The sequence below is a fragment of the Cognatishimia sp. SS12 genome (genome assembly GCF_028369055.1).
In the GTDB taxonomy this organism is placed as follows: domain Bacteria; phylum Pseudomonadota; class Alphaproteobacteria; order Rhodobacterales; family Rhodobacteraceae; genus Cognatishimia.
This window is the reverse complement of record NZ_JAQNCZ010000004.1, coordinates 298,797-313,023: the sequence shown is the minus strand read 5'-3', so window position 1 is coordinate 313,023 and position 14,227 is coordinate 298,797. Positions and strand designations below refer to the sequence as shown.

Genomic DNA, 14,227 nt, shown 5'->3' with positions numbered 1-14,227 from the left:
TGATCCACCACAGAATCGCTCTCTCGCCCCCGCGGGCGACTGCAAGGTGCCAGTATGCGCCCCGCGATAACGCCCCGCACAAAACGTTATTGCAGCTCTTTGCAATTTTCGGCTGCCCCGCTGGAACATTTAGAGAACGCCGCTTTTCAACCGCACGCGCGCAAGCTATTGTCCCGCCATGAGCAGTTATGATGAATTTGATGATCTTGCGAATGTGCCGCTGAGCCAGCGCGCCATGGCCGCGCGCCCATCGCCTTATCTGGATGAACTAAACCCCGCACAGCGCGAGGCCGTCGAAAAACTCGACGGTCCAGTCCTGATGTTGGCTGGGGCCGGGACGGGAAAAACCAAGGCGCTGACCACACGGATTGTGCACCTGCTCAACACAGGGCGCGCCCATACCAATGAAATTCTGGCGGTGACATTTACCAACAAAGCCGCGCGCGAAATGAAAAACCGCGTCGGCCGCATGATGGGGCAGCAGATCGAGGGCTTGCCCTGGATGGGCACGTTTCACTCGATCTGCGTCAAACTGCTGCGCCGTCATGCGGAATTGGTGGGGCTGAAAAGCAACTTCACCATTTTGGACACCGATGATCAGGTGCGGCTGCTCAAGCAATTGATCCAGGCGGCGGGCATCGACGAAAAACGCTGGCCCGCGCGCCAGCTTGCCGGGCTGATTGACGGCTGGAAAAACCGCGCGCTGACGCCGGACCGGCTGCCCTCAGCCGACGCCGGGGCGTTTAACCACAAGGGCGGGGAATTGTATCAGCAATACCAAACCCGCCTGCGCGAATTAAATGCCGTCGATTTTGGCGATCTGCTGCTGCACATGGTGGTGATCTTCCAAAAGCACGAAGATGTGCTGCAGCAATATCAGCGCTGGTTTAAGTACATTCTGGTCGACGAATATCAGGATACCAACGTCGCGCAGTACCTGTGGCTGCGGCTTTTGGCGCAGGAGCACAAGAATATTTGCTGCGTCGGTGATGATGATCAGTCGATCTATGGCTGGCGCGGCGCCGAAGTTGGCAACATTCTGCGGTTTGAAACAGATTTCCCCGGCGCGCATGTGGTGCGGCTGGAGCAGAATTACCGCTCCACCCCGCATATTCTGGCGGCGGCTTCGGCGGTGATCGCGGGCAATGAAAACCGTCTTGGCAAAACGCTTTGGACTGAGGCGACCGAGGGCGAGAAACTGCGCCTTATTGGGCATTGGGACGGCGAAGAGGAAGCGCGCTGGATTGGCGAAGAGTTGGAGGCCATGCAGCGTGGCACCCGCGGGCAGGGGCCGCGCAGCCTTGAGGATATGGCGATCCTCGTACGCGCCAGCCACCAGATGCGCGCGTTTGAAGATCGGTTTTTGACCATTGGCCTGCCGTATCGCGTGATTGGCGGGCCGCGGTTTTACGAGCGGATGGAGATCCGCGATGCCATGGCCTATTTCCGCTGCGTGGTGACACCCGAAGATGACCTTGCGTTTGAGCGGATCGTGAACACGCCCAAACGGGGCCTTGGCAATGTGGCGCAGCAGAAGATCCAGACCTGCGCGCGCAACAATGGCGTCTCGCTGATCGAAGGCGCGCGTATCCTGCTGGCGCAAAAAGGCATCGGCGGCAAAGGGGCCAAAGAGCTGGCGCTGCTGATTGACGGGCTGGACCGCTGGCGCGGCATGGCTGTGCAGCGCGTGATCGAAGTGCCCGGCGATGACACTGAGGTCATTGATGAAGAGCTGACGCTCTCAGCGATGCAGACCGTGCCGCATGGCGACAATATCCCCCACACAGAGCTGGCCGAAATCATTCTGGATGAATCCGGCTACACGGCCATGTGGCAGAACGACAAAACGCCAGAGGCACCCGGGCGGCTGGAAAACCTCAAGGAGTTGGTGGGTCAGCTGGATAATTTTGACAACCTGCAAGGGTTCCTCGAACATGTCAGCCTTGTCATGGACAATGAGACCGAAAAGGACGAGCCAAAGGTCTCGATCATGACGCTGCATGCCGCCAAAGGGTTGGAATTTCCGGTGGTCTTTCTGCCCGGCTGGGAAGATGGGCTGTTTCCCTCGCAACGTTCGATGGATGAAAGCGGCCTTAAAGGGCTGGAAGAAGAACGCCGCCTAGCCTACGTCGGCATCACCCGCGCCGAAGAGGTGTGCACCATCAGCTTTGTCGGCAATCGGCAAGTCTTTGGTCAATGGCAAAGCCAGCTGCCCAGCCGCTTTATTGACGAGCTGCCCGAGGCGCATGTCGATGTGCTGACGGCCCCCGGCCTATATGGGGGCGGCTATGGCGGTGCGGCGGGGGATTTCGGATCCAACCTGCAGGCCAAGATGGACAGCGCCAACACCTATAATTCGCCGGGCTGGAAACGCATGCAGGACCGCGCCGGACAGCGCGGTCTGAGCCAACCAAAAGAAAGCCGCAACACGGTGATTGACCTTGAGGCGGTCAGCAGCTTTGCCGTTGGCGACCGGGTGTTCCACCAGAAATTCGGCTATGGCGAGATCATGGAGATCGAAGGCGACAAGCTTGTTGTTGAATTTGACAAGGCCGGTGAAAAAAAGGTCGTGGCCAAATTCGTAACTGCTTCAACTGATATCCCGTTCTAGCCCCCATCAGGCGGCCGTCGACACATGTGACATGCGCGTACCGGTCTTGTGGTCACTCGCCGTCATACTGACATCATAACCCCAAAGGCGGCGCACGTGTTTGAGCACCTCATCGCGGTTCTTGGGGTCCAGCACGATGCCGTCGCGCACCGCATGGGTCAGTTTCAGCACCCGATCGCCGCGCAGATCGGCGTCTTGGACCTGTATGTCAGGTTCCTGATAGGCAAGGTCATAGGACTGCGCGAGCGCGGCGCGGATATCGCGATAGCCCTGCCGGTTGTGGATATGGCTGACGATCAGATTGGCCTGTTTGGCGTCATCGGCCAGCATGAACAGCTTGAACTTGCGGATCAGATGCGGTGACAGGAATTGCAGGATGAAACTTTCGTCGCGGTAATTGGCCCAGGCGTCGCGCAGCACCGCCATCCAATCCGGATTTCCGGCAAAGGACGGAAACCATTCGCGGTCTTCCTCGGTCGGGGCCTCGCAGATGCGCCGAATGTCCTGCATCATCGCAAAGCCAAGCGCATAGGGGTTCAGCCCGCCATAGCGCGGATCATCAAATTCCGGCTGCAACACCACATTGGTATGGCTGTGCATCATCTCCATAAAGGCGCCGTCGGTGATCAGCCCCTTTTCTAGCAAACGGTTGATGATCAGATAATGGGTATAGGTGGCGCAGCCTTCGTTCATCACCTTGGTCTGTTTCTGCGGGTACATATACTGCGCCAGATAGCGCACAATCCGCAGAATTTCGCGCTGCCATGCCTCCAGCACCGGGCTGTGCTTTTCCAGGAAATAGAGGATATTCTCCTGTGGCAGGTTCATCGCGGCCTGACGGTCGCTAAGGGCTGAGTCTTTCAGCTCATTCAGGTTGGTTTCCGCGCGCATGGCGTTTTCTGTCCACAGATCGAGCACGGATTTCTGGTCTTCGAACCCCTGACGCTGCTGCTGAATGGCTTGCAGTTCCTCAGCGGTAGGGCGCGGCGGGCGACCATAGCGGAACACGCCCTGCGTCTGCAGCGCATGGGCCGCATCCAGAATTTCCTCGACCGCATCAATGCCATAGCGTTCCTCGCAGCCGGCAATGAAATTCTTGGCAAAGGCGAGGTAGTCGTGAATGGCAGAGGCGTCGGTCCAGTTCTGGAACAGATAGTTGTTCTTGAAAAAGTGATTATGCCCAAAGGCCGCATGCGCCATCACCAGCGTCTGCATCGCCATGGTGTTTTCTTCCATGTTGTAGCTGATGCAGGGGTTGGAATTGATGACGATCTCATAGGCCAGCCCCTGACGGCCCGTGCGATAAAGCGCCTCATCACGGGCAAAACGTTTGCCAAAGGACCAATGCTGATACATCAGCGGCATGCCGACGCAGGAATAGGCGTCCAGCATTTGTTCGGCGCTGATGATTTCGATTTGATTGGGGTAGATATCCAGGCCCAGCTCGTTCAGCGCGATCTCTTCAATGGCGTCATGGGCTTTGCTCAGCAGCTCGAATGTCCATTCCGGTCCGTCAAACAGCAGATCTGGCATCAGCGGCCCTCCGATTTACCCGCGGCAAAAAGCTCGCGGAATATGGGGTAGATGTGGCCCGGCTCGGCCACGCGGCGGATTTCAAATTGGGGGAATTTGGCTTCGACCTGTCGCAGGTTCTGCCAGAGATCGGCCCCTTCTTCGGCGTCGGCCAGCAGTTTTTCGTCGCTCTCTTCGACGATTTCGACATAAGCGTAATATTGGCAGCTCGGCAGCAGCACCTCAGACAGGATCTGGCGGCATTTTTCGCTGTCGTTGCCGAAATTTTCGCCATCGCTGGCCTGCGCGCCATAGATGTTCCACTCGTCTACCGGATAGCGCTCTTCGATGATCTCCTGCATCTTTTTCAATGCGGTGCTGACAATGGTGCCCCCGGTTTCGCGGGCGTAAAAGAACGTTTCCTCGTCCACCTCTTGGGCATGATGGGTGTGCCGGATAAAGACCACCTCGGTATGTTCATAGGCACGTTCAAGAAACAAATGCAGAAGCATAAAGAACCGCTTGGCCAAGTCCTTTTCGCGTTCCTGCATGGACCCTGAGACATCCATCAGGCAGAACACCACCGCTTTGGAGTTGCGGATTTTCTCGGGCACATGGGTGTCGAAACGCAGATCAATCGGATCGATATAGCCCACCAGCTTGCGCCGCCGTTCCAGCAGCGCCAGTTTTTCCTGCAAGGCCGCAATCCGCGCTTGCAGCTCCTCATCCGGTGCGTCGATGTCTTCGAGTTTGGCCAATTCATCGACAACGGCCTGAAAGCTGGCCTGCGAGGGGCGACGCAGCGCGATGCGGCGACCCAGAGAATTGCGCATGGTGCGGACAAGATTAAGATTATTGGGCGTGCCCGCCGTGGTCAGCCCGGCACGCCGCGTGCCGGATGTTTCCATCTCAAAGGTGTTTTTCTTCACCAGATCGGGCAGCTCAAGCCCTTCGAAGAGGATTTCGAGATATTCATCGCGGGTGAGGGTAAAGGAAAACCCATCTTCGCCTTCGCCATCCTCAGAGGCCTTGCGCCCCCCTTCGCCCGCGCCGCCTTTGGGTCGGGGGATCGCGTCGCCCACCACAAAATCCTTGTTGCCGGGCAGCACATGGCGGCGAAAGCCCCCTTTGGGGGAGGAGGCAAAAAACGGTTCCTTGATGCCCTTGGCCGGGATCGTCACTTCTTCGCCGCCCGAAGGGTCCGCGTCGGTCACTGATTTCTGACGCACCGACCGATCGACCATCTTTTTGATGTTCTCCTTGGCACGCCTTAGAAACCGCTGGCGGTTTCCAAGGCTTTTGCCTTTCGGATTGGGGCGTCTGTCAATGAAGTGATGCATCTGGCGCTTACCCCGCCTTATTGACGCGCATGTACCATTCAACCAGCCGCCGGACCTGTCGATCCGTATAGCCATGTTCATTCATGCGCCGCACGAACTCCATGTGCTTGCTTTCGGTCTCGCTGTCCTTCTTGCTGCCAAAGCTGATGACTGGCAGCAGCTCTTCGACCTGGCTGAACATGTGCTTTTCGATCACGTCCCGCAGTTTTTCATAGCTGTGCCAAGCTGGGTTCTGCCCAGTATTGGCACGATGCCGGAGCGAGAATTTCACCACCTCGTTGCGGAAGTCTTTCGGGTTGGCGATGCCGCAGGGTTTTTCAATTTTGCTCAGCTCAGCGTCCAGAATTTCGCGGTTGTAGAGCTGGCCAGTATCTGGATCTTTGTAATCCTGTTCTTCGATCCAGGCGTCGGCATATGAAATATAGCGGTCAAAGACGTTCTGGCCGTATTCCGTGTAGCTTTCCAGATAGGCCTTTTGAATTTCATTGCCGATGAATTCCTCATAGCGAGAGGCAAGATCGGTCTTGATGAATTCCAGATACTGCGCTTCGGTCTCTTTTGGGAATTGCTCGCGTTTGATCATCTGTTCAAGGATGTACATCAGATGCACCGGATCAGCGGCGACCTCTTGCGTGTCATAGTTGAACACATTGGACAGCACCTTAAAGGCAAAGCGTGTGGACACGCCGTTCATGCCTTCATCCACGCCCGCGGCATCCTGATATTCCTGAACCGTCTTGGCCTTGGGGTCCGTGTCTTTCAGGCTTTCGCCATCATAGACGCGCATCTTGCTATAAAGGTTGGAATTCTCATGCGGCTTCAGGCGCGACAACACGGAAAAACGGCTGAGGATTTTCAGCGTTTCTGGCGCACATGGCGCATCTTTCAGCTCGGAATTTTGCAGCAGTTTTTCGTAGATTTTCGCCTCTTCGGTGACGCGCAAGCAATAGGGCACTTTGACGATGCTGACGCGGTCAATAAAGGCCTCGTTGTTTTTGTTGTTCTTGAACTGCTGCCATTCGCTTTCGTTAGAGTGGGCGAGGATCAAGCCGTTAAAGGGGATCGCCCCAAAGCTTTCCGTGCCCATGTAGTTGCCTTCTTGAGTGGCGGTCAGGAGCGGGTGCAGCATTTTGATGGGGGCTTTGAACATCTCGACAAATTCCAAGATCCCCTGGCTTGCGCGGTTCAACCCGCCGGAAAAGCTATAGGCATCCGGGTTATCCTGGCTGAAATGTTCCAGCATGCGGATGTCGACCTTGCCTACAAGGGTTGAGATATCCTGATTGTTCTCATCGCCCGGCTCAACCTTGGCCACGCAAATGCGGCGCAGGCGCGAAGGGTGAATTTTTACCACGGAGAATTTTGAAATGTCGCCGCCGAATTCATCCAGTCGCCGCACCGCCCAGGGCGACATAAGGCCGGGCAGGCGGTGATGGGCGATGCCATATTCATCCGCCAGCAGATCGCCCATTTTCACCGGATCAAACAGACCCAGCGGGCTTTCAAAGATCGGGCTGATCTTGTCGCCCGCTTTGAGCACATAGATGGGCTGGTCTTCGATCAGACGCTTCAGCCGTTCGGCGAGCGATGATTTGCCGCCCCCGACTGGACCCAGCAGATAAAGAATTTGTTTGCGCTCTTCGAGCCCTTGCGCGGCATAACGGAAATACCCCACGATCCGTTCGATCGTATCTTCCATGCCGTAGAAATCTTTGAAGGCCGCATAGCGCTTGATCGTGCGGTTTTGAAAGATAGGGCCTAGTCGGGCGTCTTTGGAGGTGTCTACCAGCTCCTGGTCACCAATTGCTTTGAGCATGCGTTCTGCAACATTGGCGTACATGCTGGGATCATCCCGGCAAGCAGACAGATAGTCATGCAGGGACATCTCGTGTTCGCGTGCGCCTGAATATTGCTCGGCAAAAAGCTCGACGATATCTTTCATGTGATCGTTACCTCCTAAGTAAAGGGCCCGGACTCCTTTTCGGGTTCTGCTACGGCGCAGTCTTTGGAACACTATCTGGCCCACGACGTGGCAACCGCAGACTGCGCGAATGTTCGGATTAGACTCGACTATTGCCACGTTAGTCCGACCGATATTTTTGACCCAAAACGACCGAGGTCGAACTGGGAAGTAGTTGAAGCTAAAAGCTTTTTGGTCGGTTTTTGATAGGTTTATTCTACACCAAAAATGCGCTTCTTACTATATGAATCTGTGGCAGGTTTTTCGAAATGGAAGTGCTAAGGGGTAAACTGTGATCAATTCATCGTGCCGGTCGCTTAAAATACGCGCACAAGCCTGGGCCGCACGGGGCATGATGATGTTGAATTTATTATGTTAAATGTCAGAAGTGACTTTTGAAAAAATCGCTTGATTCATTGCGGTTTTGCTGCCCGCGGCGGTGAGGATTTCCACAGCAATATCGCCGCTGTTTTCCCCAAGCGCATGGCTAAGCGCCGCGTCTTCTGCTGCCTTTTTACGCAGCCAGACAATTGCACGCCCGTTGCTCGCGGCACGTTTCACAAATGTAATACACATACGCAACGGCCAGGGCTGCGCGCCGTTTGCACCGGCCAAAAGATGGCGCTCTGCATCGCGGCGGGCCAATTCCAGAATCGCTGCATCCGCTTCGGATTCGTAAAAAATCTCATCCGCTTCCTGCAGCCGCTCCACCGCGCGCACAGGCAGCAGATCCGCCGCCCCAACATCCGTGTCGATCACAGTGATTGTGCCAAACGGGGCACCGGCAGCACCGTTGCGAATGCGCGCTTTCAATGCAAGCAGCGCCTCGCGCTCGGCACCGGCGCGAAACCGACGCCAGATATCGCCTGTGAACACCTCACGCCAGAATTGGCGGCGCTGCTCGCGTGGCACGTGGCGCGCCACCATGTCGCGCAGCCGCCCGGCCGCTGCGGCAAAGGGCCCAAGCTGCGGGTCGAGCGATTGTTCAAGCTGCGATTTGATGCGCCGCGCCAGCACCGGGGCCGTGCCTTCGGTCCCGATGGCAATGACCACCGGGTCGCGGTCCACAATCGACGGCGTGGTGATATCGCAAAGCGCAGGGCGATCCACAACGTTCACCAGCAGTCCGGCACATTTCGCGATATCGTGCAGGCAGACATCGGCGACCGGGCTGCCGGTGGCAATAAACCCCATGGCCGCCCCGGCAAAAGAGTGCCTCCCCACCGGGGTGGCGTCATGTGCAATCTTTCCCGCAGCGGCCAGCGCCGCCAGTTCATCGTCCAGCGTTTGTGAGAGTACGGTGATTTCGGCATCGGTTTTCAGCAACAGGCGGCATTTCTGCGCCGCCTGCTCCCCGCCACCGGCCACGATAACGCGGCGACCCGTGGTTTTGATGAACATGGGAAAGCTTTGCATATCTACTCCGCAGCGGTGCGCACCGATGTCTGTTTGAGCAAGGCGGACAATTCCGGGCGACAAGAGCCGCAGTTTGTGCCCGCTTGCAGCGCGGTGCCAATGGCTTCAACGCTCATTAGATGCCCATCTTCGATTGCGCGCAAGATGGTGTTGACGCCGACGTTGAAGCAGGCGCAAACGACCGGCCCCGGGTCGGGCTGATCTGCGCCGGGGCGACCGGCCAAAATCGGGGCCTCCCCTCCAAGGGCATCGCTGACAAAGGACCGGGAGACCGCAACCGGCGTCGCGGCGGTAAAGAGCGCGGCGATGACTTTGCCATCCTTGTGAAAGGCGATGCGGCTGCTGGCAGGATCCGGTCCGGTGACTTGGCTCACCTCGATATCCGTTATCCCAAAGAGGGCCTCGGCATAGGCCGCCCAATCCGCAGGCAGCGTCGCGCCGGCCATCTCATATTGCCAGCCTTGCGCCGTGCGCGCCTTGGCCCAATAGGTGGCATCGGGGGCCGTGATCGGGTGCGCGCAGACGGCATAGCCGAACCATGTTGCCTCATAGGGGGCGACATGCACTGCCATGGCCTTGCTTTCTGGCTGGCCTGATACTGGGTCAACATTGGCATTGACCAGCGCGTTGATGCGGCCCGTGGGGGCGATATCAGCCGTCCAATGCAATGGGGCAAACACGGTGCCCTTCTGTACTTTGGATGAAACAAGCACCCGCAAGATCGCGCGGCCATTGGGGCTGCTGATCGCGGCCAGATGGGCCGGTTTCAAGCCAAGGCGCAATGCATCTTCGGGGTGCACCTCTAGATACGGCTCGCCCATATGCTGGTTCAGCCGCGCCGACAGGCCCGTGCGGGTCTGGGTGTGCCATTGGTCGCGAATGCGCCCGGTGTTCAGCCGCAGCGGGTAGGCCTCGGACAAGGCCGTCGCCGGGGCGCGGTGGCGTAGGGGCAGCATGTTGGCCTTGCCGCTCTCGGTGAAAAAGCCGCCATCGGCAAAGAAACGCCCGCCGGTTTTGCCGGCCGAGACCGGCCAACGCACCGGGGCGAGGGCGTCATACGCCGCATCGCTGATCTCAGCGAGACCTGAGATGTCAAAATCCTTGCCAAGCGCCGCCGCGACACCTGACAGCTGCGCGTGTTCACGGAAGATTGCTGCGGGGCCATCAAAATCAAATGCCGCCCCCCAGCCCATGCGCGTGGCGACATCGCAGATGATCTGCCAGTCATGGCGCGCATCGCCCATCGGCGGCATCAAAGCACGCTGGCGGCTGATGGTGCGGTCGCTGTTGGTGACGGTGCCGGTCTTTTCGCCCCATCCGGTGGCGGGCAGCAGCACGTCGGCCGTCGCGGCGGTTTCTGTGGTCGGGAACATCTCTGAGACGACCACAAAGGGGCAATCGATCAGCGCTTGGCGCACGCGGTCGGCCTCAGGCATGGATTGCGCGGGGTTGGTGCACATGACCCAGATGGCTTTGATCTCGCCGCGCTCCACCGCGTCAAACATATCCACAGCCTTCAGGCCCGACACGGTCGGTAGGGTCGGGGCCTGCCAGAAGTCTTGTACAGCAGCGCGGTGATCCGCGTTTTCCACATCCAGATGGCAGGCCAGCATATTGGCAAGCCCACCAACCTCGCGCCCCCCCATGGCATTGGGCTGTCCCGTCACCGAAAACGGCCCCATGCCGGGGCGACCAATGCGCCCAGTGGCCAAATGGCAGTTGAGGATGGCGTTGACCTTGTCCGCCCCGCTGGTGGATTGGTTCACCCCTTGGGAAAAGACCGTCACGGCTTTTTCGCTGCCCGCCCAAAGCGCCACAAAGGCGGCGATGTCTTCAGGCGAAAGGCCTGTGACGCTGACGTCGTCGGCGCGCGCGGCTTCAAGCGCGGCGTCAAAGCCGTCGACGTGCGCGGCCACATAGCCTTGATCAATCAGCCCATGATCAGCGCTGGCGGCCAGCAGGTGATTGAACAGCGCCACATCCGCGCCGGGGGCAATTTGCAAATGCAGATCGGCGAGATCGCAGGTCGCGGTGCGACGCGGGTCGATATTAACGACTTTCATCTCGGGCCGCGCGGCCTTTGCCGCGACGATGCGTTGGTAGATCACCGGATGGCACCAGGCGAGGTTGCTGCCGACCAGCACGATCAAATCGGCCTCTTCCAGATCCTCATAGGTGCCGGGGACGGTATCGGTGCCAAAAGCACGTTTGTGTCCCGCCACGGTCGAGGCCATGCAAAGCCTTGAATTTGTGTCGATATTCGCGGTGCCCATGTAGCCTTTGATCAGCTTGTTGGCCACATAATAGTCTTCGGTCAACAGTTGACCCGAGACATAAAAGGCCACCGAATCCGGCCCATGTTCGGCAATGGTGTCGGCAAATCGCTGCGCCACCAGATCAAGCGCGGTATCCCAACTGGCGGGTCGGCCATTGATCTCAGGCGTCAGCAGGCGGCCGTCGGCGATCAGGGTTTCCCCCAAGGCCGAGCCTTTGGAGCAGAGCCGGCCAAAGTTGGCCGGATGCTCGGTATCACCCGCGATCTTGATGCCGTCTGGGCCGGGCGTGGCCAGCACGCCGCAGCCCGTGCCGCAATAGGCGCAGGTCGTCTTGAGGGTCATGCGGCTGTCCTTGCCTGCAGCGCGGCCCCATCCAGCAGAATGCGGCCCTGTTCCACTTTGGCAGCAAAAGTCGCGATCTGCCCTTCGTCCGCGCCCTGTGCTTCGCCGCTTTCCAGCGAAAACACCCAGTTGTGCAGAGGGCAGGTGACTTTGCGGCCATGCACGATGCCTTCGCTCAGCGGGCCGCCCTTGTGCGGGCAGCGATCAGAGGTGGCAAAAACCTCATTGTCGTCCGTGCGAAACACCGCAACGCATCCCAGCGCGGTTTTCACAACGCGGGCCCCGCGCAGGGGAATGTCGTCGATTGCGCCAATATCCAGCCAGCTCATTCTGCAGCCTCCAGGTTTAGGTTTGCCATGGGCGCAAATTTCGGCGCTTCTTCTGGCGTGGCCAATTTGGCCCAAGGATCATCACGATAGACGGATTGCGAAATCTCGAACCGCTCTGCCAGCGCTTTGCGGTTTTCCAGATCATCCACGACCTGCGCGATGCACCAATCCAGCCCAACCTTGGCGACCCATTTGTAAATACGGTCGAGGTATTTGCCGTTTTCGCGATACAGCTGCGTGAAGGCAGAGATCACCTCCATCGCCTCTTCTTCGGTGGTGACTTTACACAGCAATTCGGTCTGCTTCACATCCATGCCAGCCGCGCCTGCGACCGAAATTTCATAGCCTGAGTCAACGCAGACCACACCGATGTCTTTGCAGGTGGCTTCGGCGCAGTTGCGCGGGCAGCCAGAGACGCCGAGCTTGAGCTTATGCGGCGTCCAGGCCCCCCAAAGGTGCTTTTCGAGCTTCACACCAAGGCCCGAGCTGTCCTGCGTGCCAAAGCGGCAATGGTCCTTGCCGACACAGGTTTTCACTGTGCGCAGCCCCTTGGAATAGGCGTGGCCTGACACCATGCCCGCGGCATTCAGATCGCGCCAGATGGCGGGGAGGTCTTCGCCTCTGACGCCCAAAAGGTCGATGCGCTGACCGCCGGTGACATGCACCGTGGGCACATTGTATTTGTCAGCGGCATCCGCAATGGCGCGCAGTTCATCCGGGGTGGTCATGCCGCCAAACATGCGCGGCACGACCGAATAGGTGCCATCCTTCTGGATGTTGGCATGGCGGCGTTCATTCACGAAACGGCTCTGCGGATCATCCTGATATTCCAGCGGCCAGTCGGCGAGCAGGTAATAGTTGATCGCAGGGCGGCAGACGTGGCAGCCGTTGGGCGTGTTCCAGCCCAGTTCCTGCCAGACCGCAGCCTGGGATTTCAGCTCTTTGGATTTGATCAAACGGCGCACATCTTCGTGGGACAGATCCGTACAACCACAGACCGCTTCTGCAGCGGGCATGACAAAATCATCACCCAAGGTGCTGGCCAGCACCTGCTCCACAAGGCCGGTGCATGTCCCGCAGGACGCGCTGGCCTTGGTGGTGGCGCGCACAGCGCCAAGGTCGGTTGCCCCGGCCTGAATGGCATCGACGATCTGCCCTTTGCATACACCGTTACAACCGCAGATCTCCGCATCAAGCGGTAAGGCTGCAACGGCCGCCATGGGGTCCACAGAGGCGCCCCCTTGATAGGCAGGACCAAAGATCAGGGTTTCGCGCATTTCAGAGATATCGGTCTTGTCTTTGATCAGGCCAAAGAACCAATTGCCATCCGCCGTGTCGCCATACATGACCGCGCCCACCAGCGTGTTGCCTTCCAGAACGAGGCGCTTGTAGACGCCGCGTGCCGGATCGCGGAACACGATGTCTTCGCGGCCTTCCCCTTCGGCAAAATCACCGGCGCTGAAGAGATCACAGCCTGTGACCTTCAGCTTGGTGGCCACTTCTTTGGGTGCAAATTCAGCGGCTTCGCCGAGCAGCGTATTGGCGACGACCTTGGCTTGGTCATAAAGCGGGGCGACCAGCCCAAACAGCGCGCCGCGATGCTCGACACATTCGCCAACCGCCAGAATATCGGGGTCAGATGTCACCATCTGATCGTTCACGGTGATGCCGCGTTCAACACTCAGACCGGCATCGTTCGCAAGGCGGGTTTCGGGGCGAATGCCGACCGCCATGACTACCAGATCTGCGGGGATAACGGTTTTGTCGTCCAGAAGCACCGCTTCGACCTTGTCTTCGCCCAGAATGGCCGAGGTCGAGGCCTGGCATTTGATTTCAATGCCCTTGTCTTCCAAGGCGCGGCGCAGCAAATACCCGGCCGCTTCGTCCAGCTGGCGTTCCATCAGGTGGCCCATCAGGTGCAGCACGGTCACATCCATGCCGCGCGCTTTAAGGCCGGCGGCGGCCTCCAGACCAAGCAGGCCACCGCCGATTACCACAGCTTTGGCGCCCGGCTTTGCGCTGGCTGTGATCATGGTGTTGGTGTCTTCCAGATCACGGTAGGCGATGACGCCGTCCAGATCCTTGCCGGGCACAGGAATGATGAAGGGGGCAGAGCCAGAGGCAATCAGCAGCTTGTCATAAGCCACATCGCCGTTTTCGCCGGTGACGATTTTTTTCTCGCGGTCAATGCTGACCACGCTTTCGCCAAAGCGGCAGGTCACGCCATTGGCGTCGTACCAGTCCGCGTCATGGGTCACGATCTCTTCATAGGTCTTTTCGCCTGACAGCACCGGCGACAGCATGATGCGGTTGTAGTTACCGCGCGGCTCGGCGTTGAACAGCGTGACGTCATAGGCGTCTTTGTTGGCATCCAGCAGATGCTCCAGCGCGCGGCCCGAGGCCATGCCCGCGCCGATAATGACGAGGTGTTTCTTACTCAT

The 14,227-nt window shown here is 58.6% G+C and carries 8 protein-coding genes; 1 reads left to right on the top strand and 7 read right to left on the bottom strand.

What is annotated here, in order from left to right; translation table 11 throughout:
• The first annotated feature begins 178 nt into the window (after positions 1-178).
• Positions 179-2,611, top strand: a complete 2,433-nt coding sequence (locus N6L24_RS10975) for an ATP-dependent helicase (protein ID WP_271844721.1) — start codon at positions 179-181, stop codon at positions 2,609-2,611.
• Between the two features lie 6 nt (positions 2,612-2,617).
• Here N6L24_RS10975 and N6L24_RS10970 read toward each other — a convergent pair whose 3' ends face one another.
• The 7 genes from N6L24_RS10970 to nirB all read right to left on the bottom strand — a co-directional run bounded on the left by N6L24_RS10970 (position 2,618) and on the right by nirB (position 14,227).
• A complete protein-coding gene (locus tag N6L24_RS10970) occupies positions 2,618-4,144 on the bottom strand; it encodes a SpoVR family protein (protein WP_271844720.1) in 1,527 nt (508 codons plus the stop codon).
• The gene (locus N6L24_RS10965; RefSeq protein WP_271844719.1) at positions 4,144-5,463 is read right to left on the bottom strand and encodes a YeaH/YhbH family protein; all 1,320 of its coding nucleotides are present in this window, start codon (positions 5,461-5,463) and stop codon (positions 4,144-4,146) included. The genes N6L24_RS10970 and N6L24_RS10965 overlap by 1 nt, the downstream gene beginning before the upstream one ends.
• Positions 5,464-5,470: 7 nt before the next feature.
• Positions 5,471-7,405, bottom strand: a complete 1,935-nt coding sequence (locus N6L24_RS10960; protein ID WP_271844718.1) for a PrkA family serine protein kinase — start codon at positions 7,403-7,405, stop codon at positions 5,471-5,473.
• Between the two features lie 393 nt (positions 7,406-7,798).
• Complete coding sequence (locus tag N6L24_RS10955; protein WP_271844717.1) at positions 7,799-8,839, bottom strand: siroheme synthase; 1,041 nt, start codon at positions 8,837-8,839, stop codon at positions 7,799-7,801.
• 2 nt (positions 8,840-8,841) lie between these two features.
• The gene (locus tag N6L24_RS10950; protein WP_271844716.1) at positions 8,842-11,457 is read right to left on the bottom strand and encodes a nitrate reductase; all 2,616 of its coding nucleotides are present in this window, start codon (positions 11,455-11,457) and stop codon (positions 8,842-8,844) included.
• Complete coding sequence (gene nirD / locus N6L24_RS10945) at positions 11,454-11,786, bottom strand: nitrite reductase small subunit NirD (RefSeq protein WP_271844715.1); 333 nt, start codon at positions 11,784-11,786, stop codon at positions 11,454-11,456. The genes N6L24_RS10950 and nirD overlap by 4 nt, the downstream gene beginning before the upstream one ends.
• Entirely contained in the window at positions 11,783-14,227 is a 2,445-nt protein-coding gene (gene nirB / locus N6L24_RS10940; RefSeq protein WP_271844714.1) for a nitrite reductase large subunit NirB, read from the bottom strand. Before nirB ends, nirD begins: the two co-directional genes overlap by 4 nt.

Bases quoted from the DNA above. Each gene is read 5' to 3' on its own strand.
- N6L24_RS10970 (WP_271844720.1), bottom strand. From the start codon at position 4,144: ATGCCAGATCTGCTGTTTGACGGACCGGAATGGACATTCGAGCTGCTG.
- nirD (WP_271844715.1), bottom strand. From the start codon at position 11,786: ATGAGCTGGCTGGATATTGGCGCAATCGACGACATTCCCCTGCGCGGG.
- N6L24_RS10975 (WP_271844721.1), top strand. From the start codon at position 179: ATGAGCAGTTATGATGAATTTGATGATCTTGCGAATGTGCCGCTGAGC.
- nirB (WP_271844714.1), bottom strand. From the start codon at position 14,227: ATGAGTAAGAAACACCTCGTCATTATCGGCGCGGGCATGGCCTCGGGC.
- N6L24_RS10950 (WP_271844716.1), bottom strand. From the start codon at position 11,457: ATGACCCTCAAGACGACCTGCGCCTATTGCGGCACGGGCTGCGGCGTG.
- N6L24_RS10965 (WP_271844719.1), bottom strand. From the start codon at position 5,463: ATGCATCACTTCATTGACAGACGCCCCAATCCGAAAGGCAAAAGCCTT.
- N6L24_RS10960 (WP_271844718.1), bottom strand. From the start codon at position 7,405: ATGAAAGATATCGTCGAGCTTTTTGCCGAGCAATATTCAGGCGCACGC.
- N6L24_RS10955 (WP_271844717.1), bottom strand. From the start codon at position 8,839: ATGCAAAGCTTTCCCATGTTCATCAAAACCACGGGTCGCCGCGTTATC.